The sequence below is a fragment of the Pseudomonas sp. PD9R genome (genome assembly GCF_019200975.1).
GTDB lineage: Bacteria > Pseudomonadota > Gammaproteobacteria > Pseudomonadales > Pseudomonadaceae > Aquipseudomonas.
Genome location: NZ_JAHTMR010000013.1, coordinates 170,737 through 187,394, shown reverse-complemented (window position 1 = coordinate 187,394; position 16,658 = coordinate 170,737). Strand labels below are relative to the sequence as shown.

Below are 16,658 nucleotides of genomic sequence, written 5' to 3'. Positions count from 1 at the left end.
CTCTGACAGCTTCTGCTTTTCTGGATCCAGGTCTAGAGTGAAGGCTTAGTATTTGTCCGGCTTTCACAAGAAGCCGGTCTGACGTCCCGAACATAGAGAAGCAGCATGGAATGCGCCCACCTCACGCCAATTGAAGGCAGCTCTACCTTATTAATCGTCGACGATTACCCTGAAAACCTGATCAGCATGCGCGCGTTGTTGCAGCGCCAGGACTGGCAGGTCATCACTGCGGCCTCGGGTTTCGAAGCCCTTGGCTTATTGCTCGAACACGATGTCGACCTGGTGCTGCTGGATGTGCAGATGCCGGGCATGGACGGGTTTGAAGTCGCGCGACTGATGCGCGGCAGCCAGCGAACCCGCCTGACGCCGATCATTTTCCTCACCGCCAATGAGCAGTCCCAGGACGCCGTAATCAAAGGCTATGCCAATGGCGCGGTGGATTACCTGTTCAAGCCCTTCGATCCGCAAATTCTCAAGCCCAAGGTCCAGGCATTGCTTGAACATCAGCGTAATCGCCGGGCATTGCAACGCCTCAGCCATGATCTGGAGGTCGCTCGCGCCTTCAATGCCTCGGTGCTGGAAAATGCCGCCGAAGGTATCCTGGTGGTCGGTGAGGACGGTCTGATCCAGTTTGCCAACCCGGCAATCTCGCGCTTGCTCAACGCCACGGTGCAAGAACTGCAAGGCAAGGAGTTAACCGGGTTCCTGCAAAAGCCTCATATCCCGGTGTGGGCCGACTCGGATTGGTTGGCCGGCTATAAACGCGGCGAGACGTTACGCCTGCACGACGCACTGCTGCGCACCGCGCCCGGCCAGCAGGTGCCGGTGGCGCTGTCCTGCGCGCCGTTGCCCGCAGAACAACGGGCGATGGTGGTGACGGTGCTGGACATGTCAGTGGTGCGCCATCTGCATCAGCAACTCGAATTTCAAGCCGTTACCGACCCACTGACCGGATTGCTCAATCGCCGTGGTTTTTACCAGACCGTGGAAAACCTGTTATTGCGTGGCGAACGCTCCGACAGTGCCTGGGTGTTGTTGTACCTGGACCTCGATGGCTTCAAACGGGTCAACGATTCCCTTGGCCACGACGCGGGCGATCGGGTGCTGCGCTGGGTGTCCGAGCAATTGAAAGCCTGCTTGCGACCGTTCGACATTCTGGCGCGCATGGGCGGCGACGAATTCACCGCGTTGCTGGATCTGGAATTCCCCGAGCAAGCGGCCAAGATTGCCGAGAAACTTATCGAACGCGTTTCGATCTGTCAGCAAATCGACGGCCTGGATATCGCCTTGGGTGCCAGCATTGGCATTGCCTCGTTCCCCGATTGCGGCGCCAATCTCGACGGTTTGCTGCGGGCTTCAGACATCGCCATGTACGAAGCCAAACGCGCCGGTCGTCAGCAGTATCGCTTCTACGATCACGAAATGAACGGTCGCGCCCGTTCACGGCTGATGCTCGAAGAAAGTGTGCGCACCGCCATCGAGAACCGTGACTTCAATTTGGTGTACCAGCCACAGGTGGCCATCGCCGACGGGCAGATTCGTGGGTTCGAGGCACTGTTGCGCTGGCAGCACCCGAGCGTCGGCGACGTTCCACCGGGGCTGTTTTTGCCGTTGCTGGAGGAGGCGCGGCTGATCAGTCGTCTGGGCAGCTGGATATACCAACGCAGCGCCGGGCAACGCAAGGCGTGGGAAACCGTCTTTGCCGACGATCTGGTGCTGAGCGTCAGTTTGAGCGGCACGCAATTCTCCATGCCCAATCTGGTCACCGAATTGCGCCAAGTGCTGGAACGGCATGGCTTACAGCCGCGTCACCTGGAAGTCGAGGTCACGGAAGCGGCCCTGATGCACAACCCCGAAGAGACCCGCAAACAACTACGATTGCTGCGCAATCTTGGGGTCAGGATCGCGCTGGATGATTTCGGTTCCGGCCCGTGCTCACTGTCCCATCTGCGCGATCTGGAACTCGACACGCTCAAGATCGACCGTCATCTGATCGCCCGGCTGCCGGAGTCTTCACGGGATGCGGCGCTGGTGCGCAATGTCATCGAGCTCTGCAAACAGTACGGGATGCTGGTGATTGCCGAGGGGGTGGAAACCGTTGCGCAATACCAGTGGCTGCAAGCCAATGGTTGTGAATACGTGCAGGGTTTTCTGGTGGCGCGGCCGATGATGGCCGAAGACACCGGCCACTTTGTGCAGCCGTTTGACTGGAGCGCGCTGACCCGCTGAATTCGCTACACTGGCGACCTTTTCGTGATTTGTGTTGCTGCTGCGATGACCGCGTTGAAATACCTTCAGGCCTATCCCGCTTCATTGCAGGATCAGGTGCGCCAGCTGATCGCCGACGGTCGGCTTGGCGAATACTTGACCAAGCGTTACCCGGAAAAGCACGGGGTACAGAGCGACAAGGCGCTGTACACCTTTGCGCTGGACCTCAAACAGGAATACCTGCGTAACGCCCCGGCCATCGACAAAGTGTTGTTCGACAACCGACTGGACCTGACCCACCGCGCCCTCGGCCTGCACACCACGATCTCTCGGGTGCAGGGTGGCAAGCTCAAGGCCAAGAAAGAAATTCGCATCGCCTCACTGTTCAAGGAAGCGCCCGCCGAGTTCCTGAAAATGATCGTGGTGCACGAGCTGGCGCACTTCAAAGAGTCCGATCACAACAAGGCGTTTTACAAGCTGTGCGAGCACATGTTGCCGGGCTATCACCAGGTGGAGTTCGATGTGCGGGTGTACCTGACGTGGCGTGATATGCACTAAAAGATCTCAGCCTTCGGCAGCTCCCTCATTGATTCCTGTAGGAGTTGCCGAAGGCTGCGATCTTTTGATCTTCTAATAACAAGGAACAAACGTGAGCAAGACCAAGAGCAGCTTCTACCGTCGCTTGTACGTGGCGTACCTGATCGACAGCGGACTGGCCAGCAGCGTACCCGCATTGACCGAAGTCACCGGCATGCCCCGGCGCACGGCCCAGGACACCATCGCGGCGCTGGCGGACCTGGATATCGTTTGCGAGTTCGAGCAGGAAGATGGCGCACGCAACCATGCCGGGCGCTATCGGATTCGCGAGTGGGGGGCGATTGATCGCGGGTGGATCGAGCGTAATTTGCGGCAGATTAAAGCGGTGCTTGAGTATCCCTGAGATTTCTAGTGCCTGTGCTGACGCCTTCGCGGGCAAGCCTCGCTCCTACAATCGCACTCCCTGTAGGAGCGAGGCTTGCCCGCGAAGGGGCACTCAAAGTCGGCGCATACCAATATGTGGAATACCGTCCTCGACGTATTCCTCACCCGCCACCACAAACCCGTACCGCCCGTAGTACCCCTGCAAATGCGACTGGGCCGAGAGATAGATCGGGATCTCAGGCCAGTATTTTTCAGCCTGTTTCAGCGCCTGTTCCATCATTTCGTGGCCCAGCCCCTTGCCGCGGCCTTCAAGTGCGGTCACGACCCGGCCAATCACCACGTCGCCGCCCTGGGATTGCGGGTCCAGCAAGCGCAAATACGCCACCAACCGGTCACCGTTCCAACCCATCAAATGGCAGGTGTCACCTTCCAGATCCTGGCCGTCGATGTCCTGATACGCGCATTTCTGCTCGACAACGAATACCTCGTCGCGCAGTCGCAAGATGGCGTACAGCTGCTCCTTTCCCAGATCACTGTGGTGTTTGCAGACCCAATCGATTGTCATGTTTTGATTCCCTGAAAACGTCCCCCCGATACTAAGCGTCCCGGCGAAGGATGTCTTTATGGCGGAGAAATCTGTGACAAAGACCAAAATGCCATCATTCATTTCTCGCGACGCTGACTTCTTTGTGTAATCTGGGGTCAAGCGATGTGCAGTGGCTTCAATGAGCTAACGTTTACTGCTTGGGCGTGCCGGTACGGGGCTTGGAGTTTTGGCTGAAAACACGTCGGGCAGCCCGCCCGCTAAGGATTTTCTAGCATGCCGCGATTGCATCGAGCCTTTGCTTTGATTGGATTGCTGTTGCTGACTCAAAGTGCGGCAGCGGAAAAGCTGCGGCTGGTGGCGGATGCCTGGCCACCGTTTACCGACGCCACGCTGGTCAATGGTGGGTTGGCCACCGACATTGTCAGCACCGCACTGGCACGGGCCGGCTATGCCAGTGATTTCGAACAGGTGCCCTGGGCGCGGGCGTTGCTGGGGGTGGGCGAGGGTCGATACGACGTGTTGGTCAATGCCTGGTACACCGAGGACCGCACAAAACTTGGCCAGTTTTCCGGTGAGTACCTGCTCAATCGTGTGCGCTTTATCAGGCGCAAGGACACGCCTATCGAATTCAATAATCTGCAGCAACTGCACACTTATCCAATCGCGGTAGTGCGCGGCTACGCGTATTCGCCAGCATTCGATGAAGACGAGTCGCTACAGAAAATTCCAGTGCACAGCTTTGCCATGGCCGTGCGCATGGTTGCCGCCGACAGGGTCAAATTGACCCTGGAAGATGAATACGTGGCCCGTTATTACCTGGCGCGGGAGTCGGCCAAGGTGCGCAATGCCGTGGAGTTCCTGCCCAAGCCGCTGAGCGAGAACAGCCTGCACATTCTGGTCAGCCTGAAGAACCCGGAGCATGAACGGATCGTTGCCGGTTTCGACCGGGAGATTGCGGCGATGAAGGTGGATGGGAGTTATCAGAGATTGCTCAAACAGCATGGGATGTAAGTCAGATCCGAGGCTTCAGTTGTGGCTGATGGCCTCTTCGCGGGCAAGCCTCGCTTCTACGGGTTCAGCGTGACCCTGTAGGAGCGAGGCTTGCCCGCGAAGGGCCCGCACAGCCACCGCGAAACTCAATCCTCACCCGTATCCTTGATCAAATGCGCCGCCAAAGTCCGTAACGGCCCCAATTGCCGGCAGATCAACGCCAATTGCGTCTGCACCAGCCGTTGGCCTTCATCGATTTCATCTGGCATCTGCTCCAGCTCATTGGCCAGTGCTTCTTCCTCATCGCTCTGAATGGCAATCGCCGATTTGCTCGCCAGCCCCCGGGCGATTTCATCAATGCTCGCGGCCAGACTCACGCCGGCGCCTTCGATCAAATGCTCGCGTACATCTGGCGGTAGCTGGGTTTCCCGGTGCGCGCCCAGCCCTGACAGATAGCTGAGCAGCGTGTGCGACAGTACGAGGAAGCGGAAACCGACATCCGCTTCCTTACGGAAATGCCCCGGCTCCATCAGCATATTCGCCAGCGTGGTCGACAGCGCTGCATCGGCGTTGTGCGCATTGCGACGAGCCAGGCGATAGGCCAGGTCGTCGCTTTTGCCAGCGGCGTATTGCTGCATGATTTGGCGCAGGTAAATGCTGTTGCAGGTCAGGGTGTTGGCCAACACTTTGTTCAGGCTCCGACCTTGCCAGTCCGGCAGGAACAGGAAGACCGCCAGTCCGGCAATCAGGCCGCCAAGCAGGGTGTCGAGCAGGCGTGGCAAAAACAGCCCGTAACCGTCACCCACCTGGTTGAAGCAGAACAGCACCATCAAGGTAATGGCTGCTGTGGCCACGGTGTAGCGCGTGGTGCGGTTGGTGAAGAACACCATGCCGGCGGCAATCGCGAAGCACGACTGGATCAGCGGGTTCGGGAACAGGTCGAACAGCGCCCAGGCCAAGGTCAGGCCGATGGCGGTGCCGATGATCCGTTGGCCGAGTTTGCGCCGGGTCGCGCCGTAGTTCGGCTGACAGACAAAGAGCGTCGTAAGGATGATCCAGTAGCCTTGGGACGGGTGGATCAAATGCACCATCGCGTAGCCGATGCTCAAGGCCAGGGGCAAACGCAGGGCATGGCGGAACAGCAGCGAAGTCGGCGTGAGCTGCGTGCGCAAGCGTATCCAGACATCCTTGAGGTTGCGTGGCGAACGGTCGAGCAGGCTGCTGTCGGTGGCGTCGGCGAGAGCGTCGGGGTTGCTGGCATCGCTGAGCAAACGGTCGAGCGTCGCCAGGTTGGCCGCCAAGGCGCGTAATGAACGCAGCAAGCCACGCCAGGCCGGATTGCTCTGGATGCGCAAGTGTTCGAGGGAGGCGTGAAGATCACCTAGCGCCTCGGCGAAACTCGCGTCATAGATGAAGGGTTGGCGCATCTGGATTGATTCCGCCAGCGCCCGGCACGCCTTGCCTTGCTGACGCAGCAGGCGCTGACAGCGGAACAACACGTCGCTGTGGAAGAAGGCTTCGGCCAGGGCGTTGTAAGGATAGTGAGAGGAACTGGCGCGTTCGTGGATGTCCTGGGCGAGGAAGTACAGCTTCAGGTAGCGGCTGACTTTCGAGCCCGGACGACCGTTGCCGACCCGATGCAGGATGATCTCTTTGGCGGCATTCAATGCTGCTACCACGCGACCGTTCTGCTGGGCCAGCTCCAGGCGGCGCGCCTCCACGTCCATCTGCCGAATCGGCTCGAACAGCGACGCCTTCAACTTCAGGTAAAAACCCAGTTCACGGAACAAGCGCGCCAGGCTTTGCTGCACCGGCTGATTGGAAAACAGCGCCTGCCACAACACCGACAGCAAACCGTACCAGGCCGCACCAGCCACCAATAGCACCGGCTCATGCCAGAAATCCGTGACGGCACCGCCGCGCTGGTCCACGCCGATCATGGTGTAGACCGACAGAATCAAGGTTGCCGAGGCAATCGCGCCGTAGCGCTCGCCCAAGGCGCCGAGCATGGTCAGGCAAAAGGCGGCCAGGGCGAAGGCGAAGATAAAGAGGATGGGGTAGGGGAAGAGCAATTCGACGGACAGGGCGGCAACGGCGAAACACACCAGGGTCACGGCCAATGCGTTGAGGCGACCTTGCCAGCCGTCGTCGGTCTCGGCCAGGGCGCTGGCAATAATCCCCAGGAACAACGGGATCAGCAGCCCCATTTCATCCTGATACCAACACAACGCCATGGTGCCGGTCAGGGCGATGAATACCCGCACGCTGTAGCTGAACTTATCCAGTGCCCAAAGGCGCCGCAAAGACTGACGAAACGAAGTCGAGGACATGAAGTGCGAGGGCCTTCCGAGGCAATGACGCTAAATTGAGCCAGTAATGACGCCGACGCAATGGCGGCGATCACATCTGACAGCAAAATCTGTTCCTTCCATGGCGAAACGTCGTCCCTTGTAGGAGCTGTCGAGTGAAACGAGGCTGCGATCTTTTGATCTTAAAAAATAAAAATCAAAAGATCGCAGCCTGCGGCAGCTCCTACAGGGGGGATTTAGTCAGGCGTACTGCGCCGCTGCGTAACCCGATGCCCACGCCCACTGGAAGTTGAAACCACCCAGGTGCCCGGTGACGTCGAGCACTTCCCCGATAAAGTACAGGCCGGGGCTTTTCAGCGATTCCATGGTCTTGGAAGAAACCTCGTTGGTATCGACGCCACCCAGGGTTACTTCGGCAGTGCGATAGCCTTCGGTGCCGGCTGGCACGACTTTCCAGCTCGCCAGTTTTTCGGCGATGTCGGCAATTTCCGCATGGGTGTACTGCTTCATCGGTTTGGAAACAAACCAGTTGTCCGCCAACAGGTTGGCCATCTTCTTGGTGAAGATTTCACCGAGCAGGGTTTTCAGCTCGCTGTTGGGGCGTTCGGCTTGTTGTTCTTGCAGCCAGGTCGGCACGTCGTGGTCTGGCATCAGGTTGATCTCAACCGTGTCGCCGGATTCCCAGAACGAGGAAATCTGCAGAATCGCCGGGCCGCTGAGGCCGCGGTGGGTGAACAGGATGTTCTCGCGGAAGCTCTGATCGTTGCAGCTGACCAGGCAATCCACCGATGTTCCGGACAGCTCGGTACAGAGTTCCTTGAGCTGATCGGTGATGGTGAACGGCACCAGCCCGGCGCGGGTCGGCAGCAAGTCGTGACCGAACTGCTTGGCCACCTGATAGCCGAAACCGGTGGCGCCGAGGGTCGGGATCGACAGACCGCCGGTGGCGATCACCAAGGATTCGCAGGTCACCTGACCGAGGGTGGTGTCCAGCAGGTAGCCCTTTTCGAGCTTCTCGATGGTCTGGATCGAAGTGTCCAGGTGCAGGCTGACGCCAACCTGATCGCATTCGTTGAGGAGCATTTCGAGGATGTCGCTGGATTTGTTATCGCAGAACAACTGGCCGAGTTTTTTCTCGTGGTACGGCACGCCATGTTTGGCGACCATGCCGATGAAGTCCCACTGGGTGTAGCGGGCCAGGGCGGATTTGCAGAAATGCGCGTTCTGCGAGAGGAAATTGCCCGGCTCGGTGTACATGTTGGTGAAATTACAGCGGCCACCGCCCGACATCAGGATTTTCTTGCCGGCCTTGTTGGCATGGTCGAGCAACAGCACCTTGCGCCCGCGCCCGGCGGCGGTCAGCGCACACATCAACCCTGCGGCGCCAGCGCCAATGATCACGACTTCGGTAGAGCGCAAAACGGTGTCCTCAAAATGGAAGCCTGTAGGAGCTGTGTAGGAGCTGTATAGGAGCTGTATAGGAGCTGTGTAGGAGCTGTCGAGTGAAACGAGGCTGCGATCTTTTAAGATCAAGATCAAAAGATCGCAGCCTGCGGCAGCTCCTACAGGGGAGGTGCGTTGTTCTTACAGGATACGCACGCGCAGCGAACGGCCTTTGATTTTGCCGTCGTTCAAACGCTGCAGGGCTTGCTTGGCGATGCCGCGTTCCACTGCCACAAAAGCCTGGAAGTCGAAGATCGCGATCTTGCCGACCTGGGCGCCTGGAATACCGGCGTCGCCGGTCAGGGCACCGAGAATGTCGCCCGGACGCACCTTGTCTTTACGACCAGCGCCGATGCACAGCGTGCTCATCTGCGGCAGCAGCGGACCGCCACCCTGGGAGGTGAGGTTGTCCACCTGGTCCCAGTTCAGCGGCGATTGTTGCAGTTGCTCGATGGCCTGGGCGCGCTGCGCTTCGGACGGGGCAACCAGGCTGATGGCGATGCCTTTCTCTCCGGCACGACCGGTACGGCCGACGCGGTGAATGTGGATTTCCGAGTCACGGGCCAGTTCGACGTTGATCACCATGTCCAGCGAATCAATGTCCAGACCGCGGGCGGCGACGTCGGTGGCAACCAGTACCGAAGTACTGCGGTTGGCGAACATCGCCAGCACCTGGTCGCGATCACGTTGTTCCAGATCGCCGTGCAGGCCGACGGCGGAAATACCTTTGGCGGTCAGGTGATCGACGGTTTCCTGCACCTGCTGCTTGGTGTAGCAGAAGGCAACGCAGGAGGCCGGACGGAAGTGGCCGAGGACCTTGGTCACCGCGCTCATGCGCTCTTCCGGGGAAATCTCGTAGAAACGCTGCTCGATCTGCGAGTCGTCGTGGAACGCTTCGGCCTTCACTTGCTGCGGGTTACGCATGAACTTCGAGGCCAGCTGTTTGATGCCCACCGGGTAGGTGGCGGAGAACAGCAGGGTCTGGCGACGTTCCGGGGCCTGCATGATGATTTCTTCGATGGAATCGTAGAAACCCATGTCGAGCATGCGGTCTGCTTCGTCGAGGATCAGGGTGTTCAGGCCGTGAAGGACCAGCGAGCCCTTGCGCAGGTGCTGCTGAATGCGTCCCGGGGTGCCGACGATGATATGCGCGCCGTGCTCCAGCGAAGCGATTTGTGGCCCGAGGGACACGCCGCCGCAGAGGGTCAGGACCTTGATGTTGTCTTCGGCACGGGCCAGACGACGGATTTCCTTGGCGACCTGGTCGGCCAGCTCACGGGTTGGGCACAGGATCAGCGCCTGGCAACCGAAGTAGCGCGGATTGATCGGGTTCAGCAGGCCGATACCGAAGGCGGCAGTCTTGCCGCTGCCGGTCTTGGCCTGGGCGATCAAGTCCATCCCCTTGAGGATCACCGGCAAGCTTTGCGCCTGGATCGGCGTCATCTGGGCATAACCGAGGGAGTCGAGGTTAGCCAGCATGGCGGCGGACAGCGGCAAAGTATTAAAAGCGGTGGCGATGGTGGTCACGGGACTGGCCTGCAAAACAAAATGTCGCGCAGTGTACCAGCCCGATGGCCATTCGCCCTAAGGTTCGATGTGCTCTTCCGGACGCTTGACGCGCCGTCCGTCTTCCTTTGAGAGTTGCGAAAAGATTGTCGCGGCCAACATCGCCATGATTCCCACGGTCACAAACGTCAGTTGGAACGCCCCCAAGACCGTGTCCACACCGTCATTGCCGATCTCTGCGGTGAACCCGCCAAGCAGCGCGCCGGCGCAGGCCACCCCGAGACTCAAGGACAATTGCGCGACCACCGACAGCAGGCTGTTGCCACTGCTCGCACTGGCATCGTCGAGGTCGATCAGGGTCACGGTGTTCATTGCGGTGAACTGCAAGGAGTTGATCGCGCCAAGAATCGCCAGCATCCCCAGCAGCAACCAGTACGGGGTCTGCTCGCTGACCAGGCCCATGCTCGCCAGCATCAGCCCTAGCGCCAGGGTGTTGCCGGTCAGTACGATCCGATAGCCGAGGCGTTCGATCAGCGGCCGCGCCACCCACTTGGCGATCATCGCCGCAGCGGCCAGCGGCAACATGCTCATCCCGGCTTGTGACGGCGAATACCCCAGCGCCACTTGCAGCAGCAACGGCACGAGGAACGGCAGGGCACCGCTGCCCAGTCGGGCGAACAGGTTACCGAGGATGCCGACGGCAAAGGTCCGGGTCTTGAACAGCGACGGCGAGAACAACGGATTTTCAATGTGCCCGGCACGCAGCCAATAGGCCGCAAGGCAGGCCATGCCGCCAAACAGCAACAGCATCACCCGCAGGTGCGGCAGGTGCAGTTCGCCGAGGCCTTCCATGGCGATGGTGATCAGAATCATCGCCGCGCCGAACAGCAAAAAGCCCAGGCTATCGAAGCGGGTGCGCTCACTGCCGCGCAGGTCGGGGATGAATTTCCACACCGCATAACAACCGATTGCACCGACCGGCAGGTTGATCAGGAAGATCCAGTGCCAAGTCAGGTATTGCACCATCCAGCCGCCCATGGTCGGACCGATCAACGGCCCGAGCAGGCCGGGGATGGTGATGAAGCCCATGATCCGCACCAGTTCCGATCGCGGGTACGCGCGCAGCACCACCAGCCGCCCGACTGGCAGCATCAGCGCACCGCCCAGGCCTTGGACCACCCGTGCGCCGATCAGCAGACTCAGGCTGCTCGACATTGCGCAGAGCAACGAGCCGATGCTGAACAGCAGAATCGCGCCGAAGAAGATTTTCTTGGTGCCGAAGCGGTCGGCGATCCAGCCAGAGGCGGGTATCAGCAAGGCGACCGTAAGCATGTAGGCAATGATCACGCCCTGCATGCGCAGCGGGTCTTCCGCCAGGTCCCCGGCCATGGCCGGCAGGGCGGTGTTGAGGATCGTCCCGTCGAGGGACTGCATGAAAAAGGCAATGGCGACGACCCACGGTACCCAGCGGGCGGTGACAGGGTCGAGAGGCGGGCGGTTGGGCATGGGACCTCTTGTGGTGAGTCAGTGATTTTTGTGTGGCTTGAAAAGGTCGCAGCCTGCGGCAGCTCCTACAGGAAGAGCGCAATCCATGTAGGAGCTGCAGAAGGCTGCGATCTTTTCATGCTGTCACAGGGTCAACGTCAGGCGACTGACCAACGCCCCCGGCAACAACGCCGAAGCCGTCGCTCGCTGGCTATAGGTGCTGGCCGACAACAACATCTCGCGTTCCTCGGTCAATGCTTCCAGCTGCGAACCAAGCAGGCTGAACGCGCTGTCATCGAAGCGCATGGTGCTGACCGGTGCCTGAATCTCGCCGTTCTCGACCCAGAACGTCGCAAACCGCGTCATGCCGGTCAGGCGTGCCGCCGGCTGATCCGAGAAGTTCAGGTACCACAGGTTGCTGATGTACAAACCGGTACCCAGTTGCTTGAGGATTTCAGCCTCTGGCAACACCCCTGCCTGCATGTTCAAGGCGCTCGGCGATTCGCCGCCACTGCCACCGTTGGCGGTCAAGCCGTATTCAGCGGCGCTACGGGAACTGACCAATTGCGCGCCGGCCTTGCCTTCGACGATCAATCCCAGATCGCTGCACGGATAGCCTTCGTCGGAGAACGCCGGGCTCAACGAGCCGCTGACTTTTTCATCCAGCGAGACCAGCGGGCTGAATGTATGGTCGCCACCATAGAGCTTCTGCAACGGGCTGCTTTTGCTGGCAATCGACTGTGCGGAAAAACCGCCCCAGCAGAGCATGCCCATGATTTCTTCCAGTGCCGCCGGCGCCAGGTAGGCGCGGTAATGACCGGGTGCCAGGGTGCGCAGCGGTCGCCCCAAAAACGCCAGTTGTTCGCGGGCCTGCTGGAAGCGCTTGGCAAAACCTTCATTGCTCCAGTCGTGCCCGGCGTAACTGGCTTTCACCGCTTGGCCGTTGTCATGGAACAGGCTGAAATCAAAGTTGAAGCTGTTGGCCTGATGCCAGCCAAACGCGCCCGCAGAACTGGCGAAACCACGGCTGATGGGGCCGGCGGCGTAGAAACCGACCAGGTCCAGGCCTTCGGCGGCTTGAGTGATTTGCGCGACCACCTGCTCGGTGTCTGGTAGCGGGTGCTCCTGCACGTTCTGGCTTTTCCAGCCGTTGTAATTGAGCAGCAGATACGGGTCTTGCGGCAACAGCGGCAAGGTTTCTCGCAGCTGTTGCAGGCCTTCGGCCAGGCGCTGCAAGTCAACTTGCGGATCACCAGACAGGGTGATGTGCAGGTCAGCGTGGCGGCCATCGTTGATCAGCTTGAAGTCGATGCTCGCCTGCTGCACCTGACCGGCCTGACGCACCTTGGCGTGGTTGAAACGCACGAAGGCCGAGGATTCGGCGGCGTAGCTGAGGGTGAACTGTTCCGGTTCGCGCAGGGCCGCGCGCAAGCCGTCGACCAATGCCTTGAACGACTCGGCCTGAGTTTTTGATGTGCTCATCAGGCGTCTCCCCCAAATACATCCACGTTGCTGAACACGCAGGCCGGTGAGGCATGGCCGACGCGGATCACCTGATTCGGCTCGCCCTTGCCGCAGTTCGGTGTGCCGAGAACCTTGAAGGTGTTGGCATCGCCGACTGCGCTGAGGCTCTTCCAGAATTGCGCGGAAATCGCCCGGTAATTCGGGTTCTTCACCACGCCCTTGAGCTCGCCGTTTTCGATCAACTGGCCCCACTCGCAACCGAACTGGAACTTGTTGCGCGCATCGTCGATGGACCACGAACGGTTGGTGCTCATCAAGATGCCGTGCTCGATATTGCCGATCAGCTGTTCCAGCGGTTGATCGCCCGGCTCGATGTTGAGGTTGGCCATGCGGTCGATCGGCGGACGGTTCCAACCGCAGGCGCGGCTGTTGGCGACACCATCCAAGCCGGCGCGGAATTGCGACAGCGCACCACCCAACGGGCGCAGCAACAGGCCTTCGCGGATCAGGAACTGTTTGCTGGCGGCGCTGCCGTCGTCGTCGTGACCGTAGCTGGCGAGTTGTTCGGGGATGTCCGGATCGAAGGTCACGTTGAGCAGTTTCGAGCCGTATTGCAGGCGGCCGAAGTCTTCGGCTTTGACGAAACTGGTGCCGGCGTAATTGCGCTCGTCGCCAAGGATGCGGTCCAGCTCCAGCGGGTGGCCGATGGATTCGTGGATCTGCAACATCATCTGGTCAGGCATCAGCAGCAGGTCGCGTGGCCCCTGCGGGGTGTTCGGTGCCAGCAGCAATTGCAGCGCCTGATCGGCGATTTTCGCACCCGCGCCGATCAGCCCGCAGCGGCTGATCACATCAAAGCCGCCTTGTTGGCCAAAGTTTTCCCGGCCAAGGGTGCGGGTCTGGCTGTCGCTGCCGTCATAGGCGGTGACGTCCAGGCCGGGGTAGACGAAGCGTTGCGCCTGGCGCAGTTCGGCGCCCGCGCTGTTGAGGTAAATCTGCTCGACGTGAGTGATGCCGATGCTCACCTGCCAGTTCACCAGACGCTCGTCCTTGGGCACGGACGCGGATTCGGCGCTCAGTAGTTGGTAGCAATCGCTCAGGGACGGGAACGGCTGGTCGAGGTTCGGCGAGAAATAATCGGCGCGATCGCTCGACACCGCTTGCTCGCGCAGATCCAGCAGGGCATGGGGCTTGAGCCGGCGCGCTTGCTGTTCGGCGCGCTCGAGCGCGGCTTGCAGGCCTTGTTGCGACAGGTCATTGGTCGCGGCGTAGGCTTCGACACCGTTGACTCGAACCGTCAGCATCGCGCCTTCGTCACGGCTCAGGCTCGGCGGTTCGGCGACATTCTTGCGCACCGACAAATACTGGCCGGACTCGCGCACATAACGCAGGGAAAAGAACTCAACGCCCGTGCGCAAGGCAGCAAAACGCTGCTTGAGCTGAGGGTGGAAATCGAACATTCGGAAACCTCCTTGGTATGGAGTGACGGTGTTGCGGTGTTGCGAAGGGAGGGGGTGAAACGTTTGCGTGGCGCTAGATTAGGCCTGCCAGGGGGGAGGATCAAGGGCGCAGCAGTGAAGGAACGGATTACGCAATGCGCAGAGCGTGAGACGAGTTGGCTAATGATGGCGTTCGCGAACAGCCGTTGCAGCTTGCTCGCGATCAACCTCGCCGTCAGGCATCGACCTGCTTTCAGCCGTTCAGATAGACGAAAGCTGCGACATAAATGAATAGGCTTGCAAAAAAAGCAGGCAGGATTTTCCTTGTTTTAGCGACTGCGATGAAGGTGCCGACCAGTAAAACCAACTTCAGTGCATCCAGCGGTTCAAATTGCTGGAACAGCGTCAGCGCATCCTTCTTGTTGAATGCCGTGTCGTAAATGATAACTCCTAACATTGCTTGTGCGCTGTAGCTGATGAAGCGATAAAAGGACCCTTGGGTTTGGGTGAGTGCGGTGCTGTTTTTGAAGGCAAAAGGCAGGGCACGAAATGCAAAGGCGGTAAGGGCGGAAAATGCGATAAGAAGCCAGATCGTCATGGAGTTACGTCTTCCCGTTTTTTGTAGTTATTTTCAATCAGCACGATCAATCCGCCGATTATAAAAGGCGTGCAGAGCAAGCTGTAATCCTTGAATAGATAGACCAATACGGGCGCGCCGACAAAACCAAGCCAGTAACTCGATACTTCCGAATAATGAGGCCAATGCTTGCCGGCCAAGGCGGTGAATTGTAGCGGCAACAGCAGTGTCATCGCTGCATAGATGACCGGTGAGGTGAGTTCTGCACCGGCGACGAAGCCGATGTAGGTGCAGATGATCGATATGCCGAATATGGGAAGACCCAGGCCAATCATGTAAGTAAAAGGATGGTCGGCTTTGCGCTTGAATCGAGTGACGCACCCCGTGAATATTGAAGGTGTGATCAGGATCAAGGAAGCCATGGTTTTTAGGGTGGAAGTGTTTCTGATATGGGGGGCAAGTGTTGCGGAAAGCAGTACAAAGCGAGCGTTAAGTGCCACGATGATAGGGAGCAATATCCACCCATCGTTATAGCTTTGTATTAGCAGAAACTGCAGTGGCGTGGAGAATATCAACAGAGTCGTTGCTAGCGCCTGGCTTAATGATAACGATTGCGTTGCGCTTAAAATGCCTATGGATAAGTAGAGAAAAATGAACGCGACACCAAAGGTGATTGCGTCGCGTGCTCCTTCAATAAAAACGCTGGCAGCCGAGGATCGAGTGAGCATACCGGGAGTCACCATCAATGGGCCTCCGCCAGAAGGGTTGTTTCATCCAGCGGGAAGTAGTGCTTCCTGGGACCTTTGCTTCGAAACAATAATCGAGGCGTTGTGTTGAATGTCGAGTTGTGAGCTTGTTCTCGAGCCTCATTGGCATCCATATTCAGCATCGACCGGGCATGCAGTATCTTGTGGTTGGCCACGATCAGGAATGTACCGGTTTCAGTTGTTGAAACATGGTGTTTTGCGTTTGGCAGACCGGCTCGGATTTTGTCCAGCACGTGTTGACCGCCATTTTTTGCGCGCATTCGCTCACCGTTCTCAGAGTCAATGCGAAAATCCAGCGAAAAATGGAAACCGTAGAGTTCGGAAAATTCAACCACACGACGAACCCGCTCTTTCAAGCCGCTAACGTTTTTACCGGAAATGAACGTTGCTTGCATTGTCAGTAAGTCGCTTATTTCGTCATCGTTTAAATCGCAAAGCAGGTCGCTGGCGAAGTAATAGGCGGTGGGAGTCTTTGTGATGTCACGGCAAACGGTCAGAGCCAGGTAATCGACATTCAAGCTTTCATACAGATCATCGGAGTGCGGTGTGATATCGCCATGGCCATTGCCCCATTCCCGATATTGTTCTGCAGAGGGTTTTAAGTACAACGCTTTGTGCTCTTCATAATCGTATTTTATGTCGGTGAGATGAAACAAGTCGGCCAATGCTTCATGCACAGTCAAGGCGAGTTTTGGTGAATCAAGTTTGAATACATTTTTTATGCAGACGGCTGCACACCCATCTGCCAGGCCTACTTTATCGAAATAGAAAGTGTCTTCGGCGTGCAGATAAGTTAGGAGAAGGTTGATTAATTGTGTTTTTAAGGTGTGCGTGTCTTGTTGGCCGTTTTTTTTCCACCAGGATTCAATAGCGCCGGTCAAATAACTGAAGTCAAGGGTGATTGTCTTTTCTTTGGATATTTGATCCCTGAAGTGACTGGGTGTCTTGGTGCGGCCAATGTCAGGCGTACTATTGATTTCCATTAACATTTCTCCTGTCGCT

Annotated in this window: 14 protein-coding genes; 4 read left to right on the top strand and 10 right to left on the bottom strand. The window is 58.6% G+C overall.

Going from position 1 to position 16,658, the window contains the following annotated elements:
• Nucleotides 1–105: 105 nt before the first annotated feature.
• The 3 genes from KUF73_RS23295 to KUF73_RS23285 all read left to right on the top strand — a co-directional run bounded on the left by KUF73_RS23295 (nt 106) and on the right by KUF73_RS23285 (nt 3,148).
• Nucleotides 106–2,229 (top strand): bifunctional diguanylate cyclase/phosphodiesterase, encoded by a 2,124-nt coding sequence (locus tag KUF73_RS23295; protein WP_218440359.1) that lies wholly within the window; start codon nt 106–108, stop codon nt 2,227–2,229.
• Between the two features lie 45 nt (nt 2,230–2,274).
• Nucleotides 2,275–2,766, top strand: coding sequence for a M48 family metallopeptidase (locus KUF73_RS23290; RefSeq protein WP_218440358.1), 492 nt, complete (start codon nt 2,275–2,277; stop codon nt 2,764–2,766).
• 91 nt (nt 2,767–2,857) lie between these two features.
• A complete protein-coding gene (locus KUF73_RS23285; RefSeq protein WP_218440357.1) occupies nt 2,858–3,148 on the top strand; it encodes a helix-turn-helix domain-containing protein in 291 nt (96 codons plus the stop codon).
• A 93-nt stretch (nt 3,149–3,241) separates the two neighbouring features.
• Here KUF73_RS23285 and KUF73_RS23280 read toward each other — a convergent pair whose 3' ends face one another.
• On the bottom strand, nt 3,242–3,694 hold the full coding sequence (locus KUF73_RS23280; protein ID WP_218440356.1) for a GNAT family N-acetyltransferase: 453 nt from the start codon (nt 3,692–3,694) through the stop codon (nt 3,242–3,244).
• A gap of 255 nt (nt 3,695–3,949) precedes the next feature.
• Here KUF73_RS23280 and KUF73_RS23275 point away from each other — a divergent pair, with 255 nt between their 5' ends.
• Nucleotides 3,950–4,687 carry an ABC transporter substrate-binding protein gene (locus tag KUF73_RS23275; RefSeq protein WP_218440355.1) on the top strand — a complete coding sequence of 246 codons (738 nt, stop codon included), beginning with the start codon at nt 3,950–3,952 and terminating at the stop codon, nt 4,685–4,687.
• Nucleotides 4,688–4,812: 125 nt separating this feature from the next.
• Here the strand turns inward: KUF73_RS23275 and yccS are convergent, their stop codons facing one another.
• From yccS to KUF73_RS23230, 9 genes are all read right to left on the bottom strand, one after another.
• Complete coding sequence (gene yccS / locus KUF73_RS23270) at nt 4,813–6,996, bottom strand: YccS family putative transporter (RefSeq protein WP_218440354.1); 2,184 nt, start codon at nt 6,994–6,996, stop codon at nt 4,813–4,815.
• Nucleotides 6,997–7,215: 219 nt separating this feature from the next.
• Nucleotides 7,216–8,394 (bottom strand): NAD(P)/FAD-dependent oxidoreductase, encoded by a 1,179-nt coding sequence (locus KUF73_RS23265; RefSeq protein WP_218440353.1) that lies wholly within the window; start codon nt 8,392–8,394, stop codon nt 7,216–7,218.
• 165 nt (nt 8,395–8,559) lie between these two features.
• Nucleotides 8,560–9,897 (bottom strand): ATP-dependent RNA helicase DbpA, encoded by a 1,338-nt coding sequence (gene dbpA / locus KUF73_RS23260; RefSeq protein WP_256345677.1) that lies wholly within the window; start codon nt 9,895–9,897, stop codon nt 8,560–8,562.
• A 105-nt stretch (nt 9,898–10,002) separates the two neighbouring features.
• Nucleotides 10,003–11,430, bottom strand: coding sequence for a multidrug transporter subunit MdtD (mdtD, locus tag KUF73_RS23255; protein WP_218440351.1), 1,428 nt, complete (start codon nt 11,428–11,430; stop codon nt 10,003–10,005).
• Between the two features lie 123 nt (nt 11,431–11,553).
• Nucleotides 11,554–12,891, bottom strand: coding sequence for a TldD/PmbA family protein (locus tag KUF73_RS23250; RefSeq protein ID WP_218440350.1), 1,338 nt, complete (start codon nt 12,889–12,891; stop codon nt 11,554–11,556).
• Nucleotides 12,891–14,333 (bottom strand): TldD/PmbA family protein, encoded by a 1,443-nt coding sequence (locus KUF73_RS23245; RefSeq protein ID WP_218440349.1) that lies wholly within the window; start codon nt 14,331–14,333, stop codon nt 12,891–12,893. Before KUF73_RS23245 ends, KUF73_RS23250 begins: the two co-directional genes overlap by 1 nt.
• A gap of 232 nt (nt 14,334–14,565) precedes the next feature.
• Nucleotides 14,566–14,910 carry an AzlD domain-containing protein gene (locus KUF73_RS23240; protein WP_218440348.1) on the bottom strand — a complete coding sequence of 115 codons (345 nt, stop codon included), beginning with the start codon at nt 14,908–14,910 and terminating at the stop codon, nt 14,566–14,568.
• Nucleotides 14,907–15,632 (bottom strand): AzlC family ABC transporter permease, encoded by a 726-nt coding sequence (locus KUF73_RS23235; protein ID WP_218440347.1) that lies wholly within the window; start codon nt 15,630–15,632, stop codon nt 14,907–14,909. Before KUF73_RS23235 ends, KUF73_RS23240 begins: the two co-directional genes overlap by 4 nt.
• A complete protein-coding gene (locus KUF73_RS23230) occupies nt 15,632–16,639 on the bottom strand; it encodes a hypothetical protein (protein WP_218440346.1) in 1,008 nt (335 codons plus the stop codon). The genes KUF73_RS23235 and KUF73_RS23230 overlap by 1 nt, the downstream gene beginning before the upstream one ends.
• Nucleotides 16,640–16,658 lie beyond the last annotated feature (19 nt).

What these genes read in the sequence shown, in the direction of transcription:
- KUF73_RS23290 (WP_218440358.1), top strand. Translation starts at nt 2,275, where the DNA reads ATGACCGCGTTGAAATACCTTCAGGCCTATCCCGCTTCATTGCAGGAT.
- dbpA (WP_256345677.1), bottom strand. Translation starts at nt 9,897, where the DNA reads ATGCTGGCTAACCTCGACTCCCTCGGTTATGCCCAGATGACGCCGATC.
- KUF73_RS23235 (WP_218440347.1), bottom strand. Translation starts at nt 15,632, where the DNA reads ATGGTGACTCCCGGTATGCTCACTCGATCCTCGGCTGCCAGCGTTTTT.
- KUF73_RS23250 (WP_218440350.1), bottom strand. Translation starts at nt 12,891, where the DNA reads ATGAGCACATCAAAAACTCAGGCCGAGTCGTTCAAGGCATTGGTCGAC.
- KUF73_RS23280 (WP_218440356.1), bottom strand. Translation starts at nt 3,694, where the DNA reads ATGACAATCGATTGGGTCTGCAAACACCACAGTGATCTGGGAAAGGAG.
- yccS (WP_218440354.1), bottom strand. Translation starts at nt 6,996, where the DNA reads ATGTCCTCGACTTCGTTTCGTCAGTCTTTGCGGCGCCTTTGGGCACTG.
- KUF73_RS23295 (WP_218440359.1), top strand. Translation starts at nt 106, where the DNA reads ATGGAATGCGCCCACCTCACGCCAATTGAAGGCAGCTCTACCTTATTA.
- KUF73_RS23240 (WP_218440348.1), bottom strand. Translation starts at nt 14,910, where the DNA reads ATGACGATCTGGCTTCTTATCGCATTTTCCGCCCTTACCGCCTTTGCA.
- mdtD (WP_218440351.1), bottom strand. Translation starts at nt 11,430, where the DNA reads ATGCCCAACCGCCCGCCTCTCGACCCTGTCACCGCCCGCTGGGTACCG.
- KUF73_RS23275 (WP_218440355.1), top strand. Translation starts at nt 3,950, where the DNA reads ATGCCGCGATTGCATCGAGCCTTTGCTTTGATTGGATTGCTGTTGCTG.
- KUF73_RS23245 (WP_218440349.1), bottom strand. Translation starts at nt 14,333, where the DNA reads ATGTTCGATTTCCACCCTCAGCTCAAGCAGCGTTTTGCTGCCTTGCGC.
- KUF73_RS23230 (WP_218440346.1), bottom strand. Translation starts at nt 16,639, where the DNA reads ATGGAAATCAATAGTACGCCTGACATTGGCCGCACCAAGACACCCAGT.